The organism is Thioalkalivibrio sp. ALE22 (assembly GCF_000381445.1).
Classification (GTDB): domain Bacteria; phylum Pseudomonadota; class Gammaproteobacteria; order Ectothiorhodospirales; family Ectothiorhodospiraceae; genus Thioalkalivibrio.
The window spans coordinates 300,969-317,383 of sequence record NZ_KB906499.1 but is presented as its reverse complement, the minus strand read 5'-3'; the positions used below and the strand labels follow the sequence as shown (position 1 = coordinate 317,383).

Annotated in this window: 19 protein-coding genes; 10 read left to right on the top strand and 9 right to left on the bottom strand. The window is 68.3% G+C overall.

All coding sequences use genetic code 11. The features are described 5' to 3' along the window. Positions 1–20 precede the first annotated feature (20 nt). From cysQ to F793_RS0101525, 3 genes are all read right to left on the bottom strand, one after another. Positions 21–854: a 3'(2'),5'-bisphosphate nucleotidase CysQ gene (cysQ, locus tag F793_RS0101535; RefSeq protein ID WP_018878486.1), complete on the bottom strand. Its 834-nt coding sequence runs from the start codon at positions 852–854 to the stop codon at positions 21–23. A gap of 85 nt (positions 855–939) precedes the next feature. After that, positions 940–1,485: an ADP compounds hydrolase NudE gene (gene nudE / locus F793_RS0101530; protein WP_018876889.1), complete on the bottom strand. Its 546-nt coding sequence runs from the start codon at positions 1,483–1,485 to the stop codon at positions 940–942. A 16-nt stretch (positions 1,486–1,501) separates the two neighbouring features. Continuing rightward, on the bottom strand, positions 1,502–2,215 hold the full coding sequence (locus F793_RS0101525; protein ID WP_081601992.1) for an alpha/beta hydrolase: 714 nt from the start codon (positions 2,213–2,215) through the stop codon (positions 1,502–1,504). 32 nt (positions 2,216–2,247) lie between these two features. Between F793_RS0101525 and F793_RS0101520 the strand changes: the two genes are divergently transcribed. Further along, positions 2,248–2,988 (top strand): HAD family hydrolase, encoded by a 741-nt coding sequence (locus tag F793_RS0101520; RefSeq protein ID WP_028484208.1) that lies wholly within the window; start codon positions 2,248–2,250, stop codon positions 2,986–2,988. Here F793_RS0101520 and F793_RS0101515 read toward each other — a convergent pair. After that, positions 2,981–3,220, bottom strand: a complete 240-nt coding sequence (locus tag F793_RS0101515) for a hypothetical protein (RefSeq protein ID WP_018876886.1) — start codon at positions 3,218–3,220, stop codon at positions 2,981–2,983. The two genes, F793_RS0101520 and F793_RS0101515, sit on opposite strands and share 8 nt — an antisense overlap. Beyond that, entirely contained in the window at positions 3,217–3,858 is a 642-nt protein-coding gene (locus F793_RS0101510; protein WP_018879724.1) for a 7-cyano-7-deazaguanine synthase, read from the bottom strand. The genes F793_RS0101515 and F793_RS0101510 overlap by 4 nt, the downstream gene beginning before the upstream one ends. A gap of 43 nt (positions 3,859–3,901) precedes the next feature. Here F793_RS0101510 and F793_RS0101505 point away from each other — a divergent pair, with 43 nt between their 5' ends. Together F793_RS0101505 and F793_RS0101500 are read left to right on the top strand one after the other, a co-directional pair. After that, a complete protein-coding gene (locus F793_RS0101505; protein WP_018881585.1) occupies positions 3,902–4,375 on the top strand; it encodes a TerB family tellurite resistance protein in 474 nt (157 codons plus the stop codon). A 15-nt stretch (positions 4,376–4,390) separates the two neighbouring features. Then, positions 4,391–5,053 carry a sulfite exporter TauE/SafE family protein gene (locus tag F793_RS0101500; RefSeq protein ID WP_018881584.1) on the top strand — a complete coding sequence of 221 codons (663 nt, stop codon included), beginning with the start codon at positions 4,391–4,393 and terminating at the stop codon, positions 5,051–5,053. A gap of 49 nt (positions 5,054–5,102) precedes the next feature. Here the strand turns inward: F793_RS0101500 and F793_RS0101495 are convergent, their stop codons facing one another. The 4 genes from F793_RS0101495 to ppsA all read right to left on the bottom strand — a co-directional run bounded on the left by F793_RS0101495 (position 5,103) and on the right by ppsA (position 9,554). Continuing rightward, a complete protein-coding gene (locus tag F793_RS0101495) occupies positions 5,103–5,555 on the bottom strand; it encodes a DUF4426 domain-containing protein (RefSeq protein WP_018866704.1) in 453 nt (150 codons plus the stop codon). Between the two features lie 139 nt (positions 5,556–5,694). Next, positions 5,695–6,258 carry a YggT family protein gene (locus F793_RS0101490; protein WP_018866703.1) on the bottom strand — a complete coding sequence of 188 codons (564 nt, stop codon included), beginning with the start codon at positions 6,256–6,258 and terminating at the stop codon, positions 5,695–5,697. Between the two features lie 100 nt (positions 6,259–6,358). Further along, positions 6,359–7,189, bottom strand: a complete 831-nt coding sequence (locus F793_RS0101485; protein ID WP_018881854.1) for a pyruvate, water dikinase regulatory protein — start codon at positions 7,187–7,189, stop codon at positions 6,359–6,361. After that, entirely contained in the window at positions 7,182–9,554 is a 2,373-nt protein-coding gene (gene ppsA / locus F793_RS0101480) for a phosphoenolpyruvate synthase (RefSeq protein WP_018881855.1), read from the bottom strand. The genes F793_RS0101485 and ppsA overlap by 8 nt, the downstream gene beginning before the upstream one ends. Positions 9,555–9,677: 123 nt before the next feature. On the opposite strand from ppsA, the gene F793_RS13305 reads away from it, so the two are divergent. The 7 genes from F793_RS13305 (at position 9,678) to F793_RS0101445 (ending at position 16,356) form a co-directional block, all read left to right on the top strand. After that, positions 9,678–10,226, top strand: a complete 549-nt coding sequence (locus F793_RS13305; protein WP_019583378.1) for an ATP-dependent zinc protease — start codon at positions 9,678–9,680, stop codon at positions 10,224–10,226. After that, complete coding sequence (locus F793_RS0101470; RefSeq protein WP_018866699.1) at positions 10,223–11,758, top strand: inactive transglutaminase family protein; 1,536 nt, start codon at positions 10,223–10,225, stop codon at positions 11,756–11,758. Before F793_RS13305 ends, F793_RS0101470 begins: the two co-directional genes overlap by 4 nt. Next, the gene (locus tag F793_RS0101465) at positions 11,758–12,786 is read left to right on the top strand and encodes an alpha-L-glutamate ligase-like protein (RefSeq protein WP_018881857.1); all 1,029 of its coding nucleotides are present in this window, start codon (positions 11,758–11,760) and stop codon (positions 12,784–12,786) included. Before F793_RS0101470 ends, F793_RS0101465 begins: the two co-directional genes overlap by 1 nt. 49 nt (positions 12,787–12,835) lie before the next feature. Continuing rightward, the gene (locus F793_RS0101460) at positions 12,836–13,318 is read left to right on the top strand and encodes a Fur family transcriptional regulator (protein WP_018866697.1); all 483 of its coding nucleotides are present in this window, start codon (positions 12,836–12,838) and stop codon (positions 13,316–13,318) included. Between the two features lie 40 nt (positions 13,319–13,358). Next, positions 13,359–13,886, top strand: a complete 528-nt coding sequence (locus F793_RS0101455) for a DNA-deoxyinosine glycosylase (protein ID WP_038037002.1) — start codon at positions 13,359–13,361, stop codon at positions 13,884–13,886. Between the two features lie 134 nt (positions 13,887–14,020). Beyond that, entirely contained in the window at positions 14,021–15,322 is a 1,302-nt protein-coding gene (locus F793_RS0101450; RefSeq protein ID WP_018876879.1) for a TonB-dependent receptor, read from the top strand. A 107-nt stretch (positions 15,323–15,429) separates the two neighbouring features. Beyond that, positions 15,430–16,356, top strand: coding sequence for a metal ABC transporter substrate-binding protein (locus tag F793_RS0101445; protein WP_018881578.1), 927 nt, complete (start codon positions 15,430–15,432; stop codon positions 16,354–16,356). Positions 16,357–16,415 lie beyond the last annotated feature (59 nt).

Sequence of the window (16,415 nt, the reverse complement as noted above, 5' to 3'; positions counted from 1 at the left end):
GCGCGCGCTCAGAGTTTCCCTCAGGCCTCCGGCAATCCCAGGCGGCGCAGCCAGCCGTCGGGGTTGCCGGCGCACACCAGAAACTCGGGGTTCAGCAGGCTCTCGCGCGTGTTGTAGCGAAGCTCCTGGCCCTGGAGGTCGGTCACCCGGCCGCCGGCCGCCCGCACCACCGCATGGGCCGCCGCGGTATCCCATTCGCTGGTGGGCCCCAGGCGCGGATAGATATCGGCGGCGCCCTCGGCCACCAGGCACAGCTTCATCGAGCTGCCCATGCTGACCAGCTCGTGCGGGCCCAGCCGGTCCAGCGCGAGCTTCAGGCGTTCCGCCCCGTGTGAACGGCTGCCCGCCACCACGGGATGATCCGTGCCGATGCGCTCGCTGGCGACCGCAATCGTGCGCGGGGCCTGGTCTTCGTCCCGCCGGATCGCCACCCCGTCGCGGTGCCCGGCATACAGCCGCTTGAGCACCGGACACCAGACCACGCCGAGGACCGGCTCGTGGTTGTGAATCAACGCCACGTTCACGGTGAACTCGCCATTGCGCTTCACGAACTCGCGGGTCCCGTCGAGGGGATCGATCAACCAGTAGGTCGGCCACTGCCGACGCCGCGCGAAGGGCACGTCCTGCCCCTCCTCGGACAGCACCGGCCAGTCCGGGTCGATATCCGACAGCCCGCCGACCAGGATACGGTGGGCGGCCAGATCGGCCTCGGTCAGCGGCGAATGGTCGGCCTTCTCGGTGACCGCGAAACGGGTCTCGTAGAGCTCGAGAATGGCGTGGCCGGCCGCGTCGGCCAGGCTCGAAACCTCGTGCATCAGGGCAGTCAGGGCCGCATCCTTCGGCGGAGCATGCATGGGGAACTCCCGTTTTCCCGGAACATTCCCCCTAGCTTGGCAGGGTTGCGGCCCCGGGGGAACACCGGCGCGCGCCAGGAGGCCTCTATCCGTCGAGGTAGTCGCGCACCATGTACAGGGCGGCAATGGAACGCGCCTCGGTCAGGTCCTCGCGTGCAACCAGCTCCGTCAGGCGGTCCAGCGACCAGGGCACCACCTCGATCGCCTCCGGCTCGTCGCCCTCCGCGGTCTCGGGGTAGAGATCCTCGGCCAGCACCAGATGCGTCTGGTGGGCCATGTAGCCGGGCGCCACGGTCAGCGCGCCCAGGTGGGTCAGGCGGTGTCCGGCATGCCCCACCTCCTCCATGATCTCCCGGTTGGCGGCGGCCAGGATGTCCTCGCCCGCCTCGATCCGTCCCTTGGGCAGACCCAGCTCGTAGCGGTGGGTGCCCGCGGCGTATTCGCGGATCAGGAGGATTGTCCGGTCGGCCTGCACCGGGGCGATGATCACCGCACCATGGCCGCGGCTGACCAGGCGCTCAAAGCAGGTGCGCGCGCCATTGCTGAACTCGAGGTCCAGCTCTTCCACCTCGAACAGGCGACTGCTGGCGACCGTGCGTCGCCCCTGGACATCCGGCTTGTCTCGGCTCATGCGCCCTCCCGGGCGGTCAGTGGCTGTTGCGCAGACGCACCAGGGTCCGCAGTTCGCCCTCGAACAGGGTGTCGAACATGAACCCGTGATCGGAGGTCACCACCTCGAACCCGTCCTGCTCGGCCGGCTCGGTCTCCGCCAGGCGCAGATCCAGATCACCCCAGCTCACGGCCATGGTGACGCGCATCGGGAAATAGCCGTCGAGGAAGCGGCGAACGAACGGGCCGTTCTCCAGGCGATAGACGCCGTCCCCCTCGTGCTCGACGATCTTCATGCGCGCGGTCACACAGACCTCGGCGTCCTTCTCCACCCCGCGCAGGTCCACACGATCGCCCTCGGCGCGCGCGGATTCGATGTTGCGGGTGGACTCGACCTGGAGTTCGTCGATGGTCGCCTCATTGTACACAATGACCATACGCCGAATGGCCGCCACATCGTTGTGGCACTGGCGCAGATCGGCCCAACCGTCCTCCAGGGAGGAGGCCGTGATGCGGATCTGATTCTGGTGGTGATGCGGCGTCCGGTCCGGCTCCTCCAGCAGGAACGTCAGCTCCGGACTGGTCGTCTGGGTCTGGTCCGGGGAGACCGTCTCGCCCCACAGGGCGTCATCCTCAAGCGGATCGTAGTCCGGATCATCCGGGTCCATCGCCAGGGTGGGGCCCGGCAGGGCCAGAAGCGCGGCAAGAAGGGGCGCGGGCAGAAACCGCACCTGGGGTACCATGAGAGCCATAACCAATCCCCTCGATCATGTGGCCGTCTGCTGTGGACCCGCAAAACCCCGAAAAAAATCCACACGCCCCCGCGCTCGCCGTGGACTGGAGTCGCATCGACACCGTGCTGTTCGACATGGACGGCACGCTGCTCGACCTGCACTTCGACAACCGCTTCTGGCGCGAGCTGATCCCGCGGGAGTACATCCGCTGCCAGCCGGACGACCCGGAATGCGCACGCCGCCGCCTGGAGGACGAGATGCAGCGGGTGCGCGGCAAGCTGGAATGGTACTGCGTGGATCACTGGACGCGCTTCACCGGGCTGGACATCCTGGGCCTGAAACGTGAACTGGCCCATCATATCGCCCTGAAACCGCATGCCGATGCGTTGCTGGCCGCCCTGCAACGTGCCGGCCGACGGCGGGTGCTGGTGACCAATGCCCACCCGCAGGTCTACGCCTTCAAGCACCGGCTCACCCGCATCGGCGACCGCCTGGACACCATCGTCTCCGCCCACGATCTGGATTGCGCGAAGGAAGAGGCCGCGTTCTGGGAGCGCCTGCAGCGGGTCGCCCCCCATGACCCGGAGCGCACCCTGCTGGTGGACGACAACCTGCTGGCGCTGGCGAGCGCCGCCGGGGCGGGCATCGCGGAGCTGCGCGGCATGCGATACCCGGACGAGCGCGGCGAGCCCATGCACTCGGAGGACTTCGTGCTGCTGGAGTCGCTCGCGGATCTGATGTCCGGCCTGCCCGCCACGAGAGACAGGGCCGGCGATTCGGCGGCTACTTGACCGGGGTCGGCAGGTTGCGGATCAGGTCCAGGCGGATCTGCACCGGCCGGCCTTCGCACTCGCCATCCAGCCAGTGATAACCATCCGCCTCGCGCACTTCGCGGGGCGTTACCTTGCCCCACCAGGCTTGACTGGAACCGGGCTCGGCCCAGTTCAGTTGCAGGGTTTCGCCGGTGAGGATGGCGATCTCCAGACGCTCGGAGACATGGCGGGGAATGGCGGCATCGGTCATCGGGGTGCTTCGCGGTAGTCGGTCGGGTCGGGGATGCCGGCCGCGGCGAACGCGGCGCGCCGGGCCTGGCACTGCGGGCAGCGCCCGCAGTGGCGCGATTGTGCCAGAAGGCAGCTCCAGGTGCGGCGCCAGTCGATCCCCAGCGGATCCGTCGTGGCGATGATCTCCGCCTTCGACTGCTCGATCAGCGGCGCCTCGACCTGCAGGCGCGGGATCAGGGTCCCGGCCAGCGCCGAGACCTGCTCCACGAACCCGGGCTGCGAACCCGGCCCATGCCCCTGATCCTCGCGGTTCAGGGCCAAAAGGATACGCCCGGCACCGTGGTGTTCGGCCAGGTTGACCGCCAGCGCCAGCACCAGCAGATTGCGCTGGGGCAACGGCACATGCCCGACCCAGTCGTTGCGCCGGGTGAAGGCCGCGCGCAGGGACTGCAGGTCCAGCGCGACGGGCGTCGCGCCGTAGACCCCGGCCAGATGCTCCACCGCCGCCCATTCGCGGGCCGCATTGCGCTGGCCATAGTCGACCCAGACGGCGCGCAGCACCTTGCCGGCTGCATGGCACTGCGCCAGCAGGGCGCTGCTCTCGATGCCGCCGGAGAGCAGGAGGAGATCGGGGGATTCGGGCCGAACGGATTCCATTCGGGCACCATACCGCACAGCGCGAGTAGACGGAGACCACGCGGTGATTGAACAACTACGCAGCCACTGGCAGCGCCTGCTGGGCGCCGAACGCAGCGATCGCGCCGAGGGCGATCCCGAACAGCGCCTGCAGCGCGCCGCCGCGGCCCTGATCATGGAAGTCTGCCGCGCCGACTTCGAACTGCGCGCGGAGGAGCTCGAATCGGTACGTGGCAGCCTGATCGAGTTGTTCCGCCTGGACAACGATACCGCCGATGCGCTGCTGGAGATCGCGCAGGAGGAGAGCGACGCGCTGATCTCCATCCACCCGATGGTGCGCGAGGTCAATGCGGCCTTCGATGCCGAGCAGAAGGCCGACATCCTGCGCGCCCTGTGGCGCGCCGCCTGGGCCAACCGCGACCTGCACAAACGCCAGGAGGCGGTCATCCGGCACCTCGCGGACCTGCTCTATGTGCCCCACGCCACCTTCATCCGAACCAAGCACGAGGTGCTGGGCGATGCGGCCGATCCGGACTGACCGGGGCACGCACTGATGGGTGACCCGGGTACCCTGCTGGCCGCGCTGGCGGTGGGCATCCTCGGCGGCGTGCACTGCCTGGGGATGTGCGGCGGCATCGTCGGCGCGATCTCCATGGGCCACGGTCGCCGCGGGCCGGGGCTGGACCTGCTGCTCGCCTACAACCTCGGGCGCATGGCGAGCTATGTCGTTGCCGGGGCCCTGGCCGGGTGGCTGGGAGCCAGTCTGCTGGGCGGCCTGCCGGCCGGTCAGGCGATCCTGCAGGGCTTCGCCGCGGTCTTCCTGATCCTGCTCGGGTGCTATCTCGCCGGCTGGTGGCCGATCCTCGCGCGCCTGGAACAGGCCGGCGGGGTGCTGTGGCGGCGCATCGAACCGCTGGGGCGGCGCTTCCTGCCAGTGCGCCACGCCGGGCAGGCCCTGGTGGTCGGCGGACTGTGGGGCTGGCTGCCCTGCGGGCTGGTGTACAGCGTGCTGGCCTGGTCACTGGGTGCCGGCGGGGCCCTGGAGGGCGCCGCGCTGATGGGTGCCTTTGCCCTGGGCACGCTGCCCAATCTGCTGCTGATGGGGGTGTTCGCCGCACGCCTGGCGGCCTTCGTGCGCCGCCCCTGGGTCCGCCGGATCGCCGGCGGCGGGGTCGCGCTGTACGGGGTCTGGATGCTGCTGAGTGTGGCGATGTGATCCCCCGCCCGGGCGGGCGGGGGATCATTCGGAAGGCCCCGGGCGGGGCTCAGTCCACGAAAAAGTCGCGCGAGAAGCGCACCGGCAGCACGCGTTCGCTGCCCGCCGGGGCGACATCGATCGCGAAGTCGAGGGTCTCGCCGCTGCGAACCGTCACCTCCGACAGGAAGTAGATGGCATCACCATCCTGGATCTCGCGGAAACGCAGGTTGCGCATCTGGTCGTTCATGTTGGTGGCCGACCCGGTGACCTCGGCGGAGACCGCCTGCAGACCGTTATCGCCCCGCTCCATCACGCTGACGTTGACCATCGCCCGGTTGGAACTGCGCCGCACGTCATAGGCCCGCGCGACCTCCGGCGACAGGAAGGTGGTGTTGATCACGTTGTAGTGGACGACGTAATTGTCGAACTCCGCCTCGTTGGCGGATGCGATCGAGCTGCCGAGAGCGACCGCCGCCAAAGCGACGAGAAAGCCGGTAAAGACCCGATGCACTCTTGCCATGGCTGACTCCTTTGCCTGATGGGGAAAGCGGGGCCCTGCGGAGACAGGCTCTCAGGTACCCCTGTCTTCGAGTCTAGCCGCTTTTGCTGCGATTGAAACCGGGGGTGGCGGCGCGCGTGCCGACCCCCGCTCGGCGGATTCAGAAAGAGCGGACGATAATCAGCAGGATATAGAGCCCGACCAGGGCAATCATCGGCGAAAAATCGATCGCACCGGTGTTCGGCAGGGCCCGGCGCAGCGGGCCGAGGATGGGACGGTTCACCGCGCCGGCCAGGCGCATGATGGGGTTGTTGGCGGCGCCGCCGCCCCCGGCCTGGATCCAGCTCATCACCACCTCGACGATCAGCGCGATGATGAAGACCCAGATCACGGTGGTCAGCAGCTCGCGGATCGCCACGGCCAGGATGAGCCCGAGCCCCACGTCCACGCCAACGATGAGCACGCGCAACCAGATCTCGATGAACTTGAGCACGATCATCAGCACGATCGCGGCGAGATCGACCCGTCCCACGGACGGAATCACCGGCCGCAGCACCCGCAGCGGCGGATCGGTCAGCATCACGATGGTCTGCGAGATCGGGTTGTAGTAGTCGGCCCGCACCAGGCCGAAGATCGTCCGCAGGATCAGCAGGATGATGTAGATCCCGAAGACAACGCTGACGAGGAAGATGGCGATCTCTTGTCCGGTTCCGGCGGCGGGCATGCGGGCTCCTTGCGGTGCAGCGAGTTAACCGCGCCCATTCTCCGGCAAGCCCGGCGGGATGCCAAGCTGTGACGCGTCCGGTGCGGCTTGCCGGCGCGGCTCAGCCGCCGCGGCGGGCATCCATGCAGTCGCGCACCCGGGTAGCGATCTCCTCGATCGACAGCTCGGTCACGTCCAGGTGCGGGATCCGCCAGGTATCGAAGAATTCCTGGATCGCCACGCATTCCGCCCGGCACTGCACCAGACTCGCGTAGCGGCTGTCGGGACGGCGCCCCTCGCGAATCTGCGCCAGGCGCTGTGGCGTGATGGTCAGGCCCACCAGTCGACCGCCGAGCCCCCGCAGCCCTTCGGGCATGTGCGGGATATCGCCCTGGTGCAGGTCCTCCGGGACCAGCGGGTAGTTGGCGGCAAACAGGGCGTAGTTCATCGCCAGATAGAGACTGGTGGGTGTCTTGCCGGAACGCGAGGCCCCCAGCAGCACGACGTCGGCGACCGACAGATCCTGAGTGGCCAGGCCATCATCATGGGCCAGGGTGTAGTTCAGCGCCTCGATGCGGCGGTCGTAGCGGCTGACGTCGCCCATGCCATGGGCCCGTCCGGACACGGACTGCGACGCGACCCCCAGCAGGCCCTCCAGTCGCTCCACCTGCTCGCCGAAGACATCGATCACCGGCACCGGGCAATGGCGCAGGTCGGCCCGCAGGTCGGCATTCGCCAGGGTAGCGACCACCAGGGCCGGCTGCGGACCGGCCTCGGCCCGGGCGAACACGCCGGCCAGGCGGCCGGGGGTCTGCACGAATGGCAGTCGGTGCCAGGCCGGGTCGACATCCGGAAACTGGGTGAACAGCGAGCGCGCCAGCGTCTCCGCGGTGATCCCGGTCCCGTCCGAAACCAGGTAGACCTGCGGGCACTGGGCGGCGGCATCAGCCATTACCGGGCTCCCGCCCCTGTGCGAGCTGTTCCCAGGTGGACAACAGCGAATCGGGGTTCAGCGACAGCGACTCGATGCCCTCGTTCATCAGCCAGGCCGCCAGCTCCGGATAGTCGGACGGGGCCTGGCCGCAGATACCGACGTACTTGTCGGCGCGACGGGCGGCCCGGATGGCCATACTCAGAAGCGCCTTCACCGCATCGTCGCGCTCGTCGAACGACTCCGCGACCAGCCCGGAGTCGCGGTCCACCCCCAGGGTCAGCTGGGTCAGATCGTTGGAGCCGATGGAGAAGCCGTCGAAATGCTCGAGAAAACGCGCCGCCAGCAGCGCGTTGGAGGGGATCTCGCACATCATCACGACCTTCAGGCCGTTCTCGCCGCGGCGCAGCCCCTCCTCGTTCAGCACCCGGATCACGTCCTCGGCCTCGGTCAGGGTGCGCACGAACGGGACCATGATCTGCACGTTGTCCAGGCCCATGTCGTCGCGCACCCGCCGCAGGGCCTCGCACTCCATCGCGAAGGCCGGACGGAAGGTCTCCGAGCGGTAGCGCGAAGCCCCGCGAAAGCCGAGCATGGGGTTTTCTTCCTGCGGCTCGTAGCCACGCCCCCCGATCAGGTGGGCGTACTCGTTGGACTTGAAGTCGGACAACCGCACGATCACCGGCTCCGGCGCGAAGGCCGCCGCCAGCGTCGCGATGCCCTCGGACAGCTTGCGCACGAAGAATTCGCGCGGGCCGTCGTCGAATCCATGCAGCCGCTCGGCAATGCGCTCCTGGACCTCGGGGTCCAGGCGGCCCGGGTCCTCGGCGTAGTCCAGCAGCGCCAGCGGGTGCACCCCGATGGTGCCGTTGATGATGAACTCCAGCCGCGCCAGGCCGATCCCGGCATGCGGAAGCTGCGAGAAGGCATAGGCACGACCCGGGTTGGCCACGTTCAGCATCAGTTTGACCGGCAGCTGCGGCAGTTCGCCGATGTCGGTCTTCTTCACCGTGTACTCGAGTGTGCCCGGATACACGTGACCATCATCCCCCTCGGCGCAGGAGACGGTCGCCTGCATCCCGTCGGAGAGCACCTCGGTCGCGTTACCACATCCCACTACCGCCGGGATGCCCATCTCGCGGGCGATGATCGCCGCGTGGCAGGTACGCCCGCCGCGGTTGGTGACGATCGCGGCGGAGCGCTTCATCACCGGCTCCCAGTCGGGATCGGTCATATCCGCGACCAGGATGTCGCCCTCCTCCATGGTGTGCATGGCATCCGGGGAATCCAGCACGCGCACCACGCCGGCCCCGATCTTCGCGCCGATCGCCCGGCCCGTAACCAGCGGCTCCGCCTCGTGCGGCGCCAGTTCGTAGCGCTCGCCCGCGCCCAACTCGACGCGACTCTCCACGGTCTCCGGGCGCGCCTGCACGATAAACAGCTCGCCGGTCTCTCCGTCCTGCGCCCACTCGATGTCCATCGGCCGGCCGTAGTGCTGCTCGATCGCCACCGCAAAGCGCCCGAGCTGCTCGGCGTCGGCATCCGACAGGCAGAAGCGCTGGCGCAGGTCCTCCGGGGTGTCCTCGGTGCGCGTGCCATCCCCGGTCAGCACCATGCGCACCGCCTTGGTGCCGAGGGTGCGGCCGATGATGGCGCGCTTGCCGGCCGCCAGCGCCGGCTTGTAGACCTGATACTCGTCGGGATTCACCGCGCCCTGCACCACCGTCTCGCCGAGGCCCCAGGCCCCGGTAATGAACACCGCATCACGAAAGCCGCTCTCGGTATCCAGCGTGAAGATCACACCGCTGGCGCCGACGTCGGAGCGCACCATGCGCTGGATACCGGCCGACAGCGCGACCTCGTCATGGGCGAAACCGTTGTGCACGCGATAGGCAATGGCGCGGTCGTTGTACAGGCTGGCAAAGCACTCGCGCAGCCGCTGCAGCAGGGCGTCGATGCCGCGCACATTGAGAAAGGTCTCCTGCTGTCCGGCGAACGAGGCCTCGGGCAGGTCCTCGGCGGTCGCCGAGGAGCGCACCGCTACCGGGACCTCGTCCCCCAGTTGCGCGTAGTGTTCGCGCACCGCCTGTTCCAGCTCGGCCGGCAGTTCGGCCTGCTCGATCCAGCCGCGCACCTCGCGCCCGGCGGCGCGCAGCGCCTCGATGTCGTCGATATCCAGATCCGCCAGGCGCGCCTTGATCCGTTCATCCAGACTGTCCTTCGCCAGCAGGGCGCGATAGGCATCCGCGGTGGTGGCAAACCCGCCCGGCACGCGCACCCCGGCCGCGCCCAGCTGTCCGAGCAGCTCCCCCAGAGACGCATTCTTGCCGCCCACCTTCGCGACATCGTTCATGGTCAGGTCGGCGAGATCGACTACCCAGTGCATGGCGACTCCTGGACTGCGGTGACCGGCCGGCACGAAGACGGCCGCGGGTTTGTGAACCCCTTAACAGGGGTGAACCACTATGATCAGCTAGAATTCGATGTTTTGTAACCTTCAGGAGACTGCGTGACTGCCCCAGCCGCCCGTCGTTCCAGCTTAACCCACTCCATCCTGCCGACCATGCTGCTCGGCTTGGCGTTCCTCGCGCAATCCGCCGCGGCCCACGAATCGGGCCCGTCCATGGCCATCCTGGGCACGGTGGAGGACATACAGATCGTCGAGGAAGACGTCGTACTGGAGGCACGCATGGACACGGGTGCGACCTCCTCCTCCCTGAACGCGCTGAACAAGGAACGCTTCGAAAAGGACGGCGAGGACTGGATCCGCTTCGAGATCATCGATCCGGAAGACGAGGACGCCCGCATCACCCTCGAGCGCCCGATCGAACGGATCGTCCGTATCCGGCGCCACAGCGGCGAGTCGCAGGAGCGCCCGGTCGTGCGCATGGAGTTCTGCATTGGCAACCAGCTCCTGACCGCCGACACCAGCCTGATCGACCGCACGGCACTGACCTATCAGGCCCTGATCGGTCGCAGCCACATGGCCGGCCATATCCTGGTCGATTCCGGCGAGAAACACCTGCGCGCGCCCGACTGCGCGGCGGATGACCAGTGAAGCGCTTTCACCTGCCGATCCTGATCGTGCTGCTGAGCGCGGTCGGGCTCGGGGTCTTCGCCTACAAGGTCAGCGCACTGGGCATGCCCCTGCAGCCGGATGCCACCGCCGAGACCTGGCAGGTGGAGGCACGGGTGCGCTATCAGCCCACCGGCGGCGCAGCCACGGTGGAGCTGCGCATCCCGCATCGCCTGCCCAATTTCTCCATTCTGGACGAAGGCTTCGTCTCGCGCGGCTACGGCCTGAACTCCATTACCCAGGCCGAGGATCGCCTGGCCCAGTGGACAACGCGCCAGCCACGCGGTGAACAGGTCCTCTACTACCGCGCCACGCTCTATCGCGACGGCAACGACCGCTCCGAGTCGGAGTACCCCGGGCCGGTGGCCGTACCCGACTGGACCGAGCCCTTCCGTTCCGCCGCCGATGCCCTGATCGACGACGTACGCGGCCGTTCCTCGGATATCCAGAGCTTTGCCTCGGTGCTGGTCAATGACCTCGCCAACGCCGCCCCCGCATCCAACGCGGCGGTGTTCATCGAGAGCGACGACAACCGCACGCGCCGCACCGAGACCCTGATCGAACTGCTGGCCACCGCGCGGATCCCCGCGCGCCAGGTGACGGCCCTCCGGCTGGTCGATGGCCGCCGCGACATCGAGCCGCAGACCTGGCTGGAGGTCCACAACACCCGGCGCTGGGTCCCCATCGACCCGGAGACCGGCGAGATCGAGTATCCCGCGGACGTAGTCGTCTGGTCGCACGGCAGCGCCCCGCTGCTCGAGGTATCCAATGGCGAGGCCGCCGAGGTCCGGTTCGCGGTGTCGCGCGGGGTCCAGGATGCCCTGGCGACCATCCAGCGCTTCGGCGACACCCTGGACACCCGCATCCTCGACTTCTCCACCCTGAACCTGCCGCTGGGCACGCAGAACACCTACCGCGTGCTGCTGATGGTGCCCCTGGGTGCGATGATCATCGTGTTCCTGCGCAACGTGATCGGCATCCAGACCTTCGGCACCTTCATGCCGGTGCTGATCGCGCTGTCCTTCCGCGAAACCCAGCTGCTGGCCGGGATCATCCTGTTCACCCTGATCGTCGCACTGGGCCTGGCCGTGCGCTTCTACCTGGAGCACCTGCGGCTGCTCCTGGTGCCCCGTCTGGCGGCGGTCGTCAGCGTGGTCATCATGCTGATGCTCGGGATCAGCGTGCTGTCGCATCAGCTGGGCTTCGAACGGGCCCTGGCGCTGTCGCTGTTCCCCATGGTCATCCTCGCCATGACCATCGAGCGCATGTCGGTCGTATGGGAGGAGCACGGGCCGGCCGACGCCATTACCCAGGGCATCGGCAGCCTGGTCGTGGCGGCCGCCGCCTACGGCCTGATGGCCAACCGGCAGCTGGAGCACCTGCTGTTCGTGTTCCCGGAACTGCTGCTGGTGCTGCTGGCCGTGACCCTGCTGCTCGGGCGTTACACCGGCTACCGCCTGACGGAACTGTTCCGCTTCGGCCGTATCCAGGACGCGATGCGGAGGCCCGACTGATGCCGGCCTGGTTCCCGCGCTTCGTGCGCCCGAAGCTGCTGAAGGAACAGGGCATCGTGGGCATGAACGCCCGCAATGCCCGCTACATCGCGGCCTGGAACTCCCGGCGCTTCTACCCGCGGGTGGACGACAAGCTGCAGACCAAAAAACTGGCGCTGGATGCCGGCTTGTCAGTGCCCGATCTCTACGGGGTCGTGCGCACCCACCGCCAGATCCGCGACGTACGCCGCCAGCTGCGGGACTACGAAGACGGCTTTGTGATCAAGCCAGCGCATGGCGCCGCGGGCGACGGCATCCTGGTGATCGAGGGCTGGCGCGGCGACCGGCCGCGGCGGGCGGGCGGCCGCGCCATGGAGCTGAGCGAGCTGGACGACCACATCTCCAACATCCTGTCAGGGATGTACAGCCTGGGCGGGCGCCCGGACGTCGCCATGATCGAACAGCGGGTGCGTTTTTCCTCGGTGTTCGACGCGGTCTCGCACCGGGGCGTGCCGGACATCCGCACGGTCGTCTATCGCGGCTACCCGGTCATGGCGATGATGCGCCTGCCGACCCAGGACTCCGACGGCAAGGCCAACCTGCACCAGGGCGCGGTCGGCACGGGCATCGACCTGGGCTCCGGCCGGACCATCGGCGGGGTGCGCTACAACAAGCCCTGCCGCGAACACCCTGACAGCGAGCAGAGCATCGTCGGTCTGCAGATTCCTGACTGGGGCCAGCTGATGGAGCTCGCCGCGGGCTGCTTCGAGCTGAGCCAGCTCGGCTACCTGGGAGTGGACGTGGTCATCGACGCCGACCGCGGACCGCTGATCCTGGAGCTCAATGCTCGCCCGGGGCTCGCCATCCAGATCGCCAATGGCGAGGGCCTGGACCACCGGATCACCGCCGTGGACGCGCACATGGTGGCGCGCGAGACCGAACCGGCGGCCGACCGCGCCCGCTGGTCCGCCGAGATCTTCGCCCGTCCCAACGCCACGCGCCCCGAACAGCCCGACCCGGAGCCCGCGGCCGATGCCGAACCCGCCTGATGCCCGGGGCGGTTACGGACGCGATGAGTGTTTGGGCTATGCTAGGCGCATGACTGCCGCCGCCGAGACCCAGACGCCGGACATCGAACAGGCCCTTGCCGACGCCGAACGCGTCTGTGCCCGCCAGGGTGCGCGCCTGACCGAGCAGCGCCGGCGCATCCTCGAACAGATCCTGCGCACCGAGGGCGTGATCAAGGCCTACGACCTGATCCACGCCCTGTCCTCCGACGATCACAGCATCAAGCCGCCGACGGTCTACCGCACCCTGGCCTTCCTGCTGGAGCAGGGGCTGATCCACCGCATCGAGAGCCTCAATGGATTCGTCGCCTGCTCGCATCCCGGGGAGCGCCACGAATCCGCGCTGATGATCTGCGACGGCTGCGGCCAGATCACCGAGTTCCACACCCCGGAACCGGCCAGCCGCGCACTGGAAGAGGAGGCCGAGGTACAGGACTTCGCTATCGAGTCGCGCATGGTGGAACTGCACGGCCAGTGCGGCGACTGCCGTCGGAGTCAGCAGGACCGCGCCTGACACCGCCCCACCCTCTCAGCCCGCTCGCTTCCACCTTCCTGTGACCGCAGGCTCAGCCACCCTTGAAGCGTTCCCGCCGATCCTGCGAGCGGATACCCGACTGGTCGTGCTGGGCAGCTTTCCCGGCGTGGCGTCGCTGGAGGCCCGGGCCTACTACGCCCACCCGCGCAACCAGTTCTGGCCCATTGCCGGGCAGATCCTCGGCGAACCCTTCCCGGAGCTGGACTACCCGGAGCGCATCCAGCGCCTGCTCGACCACGGCGTGGGCCTCTGGGACGTCTACGGGGCCTGCTCGCGCGAGGGGAGCCTGGACAGCGCCATCCGCGAACCGGTCCCCAACGATCTGGCCCGCCTGACCCGCGAGGCCCCGGGCCTGCGCGTGATCATCCACAACGGCGCCGAGAGCGCGCGGCGCATCCGCGAGACCCGCGCCCTGGGCGTCGAGGCCCTACGGCTGCCCTCCACCAGCCCCGCCAACGCCCGCCTGAACCTGACCGAAAAGCTGGAGCCCTGGCGCGCGGCGTTCGCCCGCGCGAGCCTCCCCCGAGACCGATCCGCCACAAGCTGACTGGCTGGAACGGGGTTGAACCCAGGGTTGTTATTGTATAACGTTCATGCCTTGACGTTACGCTATAACAACTCACCTTCATCGGCGGACCCACTGATCCTGGCTGCAGTCTGCCGTGCAACAAGGAGCTCGACATGTCCCGCGCCCCATACGCCCGCCCCGTCCTTGCCGGACTCACCGCCCTGGCCCTCGCCGCCCCCGGGGCCGCTGCCGCGCAATGGAGCGCCCAGTCCGAAGACCGTTCCTGGGGTCTGGACGTTTCGCTGATCCTGGAAGGCGTCTACTACAACGAACTCTCGCACGGGATCGACGAACCCGCCGGCTTCGACGATGGCCACGACCACGGCCATGGTCACGACCACGGACACGATCATGGCTTCGACGACGGATTCAACCTGGGCCACAGCGAGCTGGTCTTCCAGGCCAACCTGGGCGACCTGTTCGACGGCGTGCTGATGCTCGGCTTCGACGACAGCGACATCGAAGTCGAAGAGGCCTACCTGACTACCCGCGCCCTGCCCGGCGGCTTCCAGATCAAGGCCGGTAAGTTCCTGTCCGATATCGGGTACATCAACAGCCGCCACGGCCACGACTGGGACTTCGTCGACCGTCCGCTGGTAAACGAGTACATCTTCGGCGACCACGGCCTCCAGGAAACCGGCGTCCAGGCCACCTGGGTCGCACCGACCGAGGCCTACACCCAACTCGGGGTGGAACTGCTGCAGGGCGAAACCAGCGGGATCGCCAACTACGAGGGTAGTCAGTCGGCGCTCAACGGTCAGGAACGCATTCTTCGGGACCGCTCCGGCCCGCGCCTGGTCACCGCCTTCGCCAAGTTCGGCCCGGATCTTGGCCCTGACCACGCCGCGCAGTTCGGCGTCTCCGGTGGCTACGCCCGCAGCTATCAGGTGACGGACGAGCACTCCACCCGCTTCGAGGACTGGGACGGCAGCGCCTGGTTCGCCGGCCTGGATGCCGTCTACAAGTACAGCGCCGGGCGCGCCTACGGCCATGGCGACTGGCGGCTGCAGGGCGAGTACTTCTACCGCGAAATCGACGTCGACCGCCGTGACGTGAACTTCGAGGCAGACGGCAATGGCCCCGTGGGTTTCGTGCGCAACGAGCAAAGCTTCAAGAACAAGCAGGACGGTATCTACGTCCAGGGCGTCTACGGCTTTGCCCCGCGCTGGGAGGCCGGTCTTCGCGCCGAGGCCCTTGGCCTGACCAACGACGTCGGCCGCGGCGACGGCGACTCCTTCGGTACCTCCTATCGCCACTCCGCCCAGGTCACTTTCCGCCCGGTGGAGCCGGTGTTCCTGCGCGCCCAGCTGTCGCAGAATGACTTCATCGATGACGACGGCCACCGCGACCGCGGGCTGGAGTTCATGCTGCAGCTGAACGTGGCCCTCGGCGCCCACGGCGCCCATCGCTTCTGATGCCCACTCGCGCGGGCCCGCCCGGGCCCGCTCGCTTCCGCCCGTGTCGGCCAATCCGGCCGGCATCGGTACCGTGCTAGCACACCATATCCCCCAAGGAGTCCCGCATGTTCTTTCGCAAGACTCGCACCCGCAGCACCCGGTGGCTGATTTCCATCGCCGCCCTTACCCTGACCGCGCTGGTCCTGGCGCCCGCCCAGGCCGCGGCCGGTCTTAACGTCGTCGCCACCACCTCCAGCCTCGGCGCCCTGGCCCGCGAGATCGGCGGCGACCAGGCCGAAGTCCGCGTACTCGCGCCACCGGACCGTGATGCACACTATCTCGATGCCCGCCCCAGCTTCATGGCGGCCCTGCGCCGAGCCGACATGCTGCTGGAGCTGGGCGCCGGCCTGGAAGAGGGCTGGCTGCCGGCCGCGCAGCGGGGTGCCAGCAACCGTGCCATCAATTCCGGGCAGCCGGGGCACTTCCGCGCTGCGGACATGATCGAGCTGCGCCGCTCCATCACCATGGATGGCCCGAACATGGGGCACGTGCATGAAGAGGGGAACCCGCACTTCAACGCCGACCCGCTGCGCATGGCCGAACTCGCCCTCGCGCTGGGCCAGCGCATGGGCGAACTGCGTCCGGACCATGCCGACAGCTTCATGGAGCGAGCGGAACGCACCGCCGACCGCCTGCGCGCGCACGCCGAGGCACTGGCCGAGCAGGTCATGCCGGAGCAGCGCATCGTGGTCTACCACGAGGACCTCGACTATCTGGAAGAGTGGCTGCCGGTCGAGATCGTCGGCTACCTGGAGCCGGCCCCGGGCATCCCGCCCACCGCGCGCCACCTGCGCAGCCTGGTCAGTGATCTCGAAGGCACCGAGGGCACCGTCCTGTACGCCGAATTCCAGCCGCCGCGCGGCGCCGAATTCCTCGAACGCAACCTGGGCTGGCCGAGCCATGCGGTCCCTCTGGATCCGCCGGCCGACTCCAGCCTGGATGGGTACCTGGACCTGATGACCACCTGGGCGCGAACGCTGCCCCAACGCTAACCCGGGGCGAAACATCTTCCTCACGATCGGGCCCGGAAAATGCTTTCCGGGCCCGATAT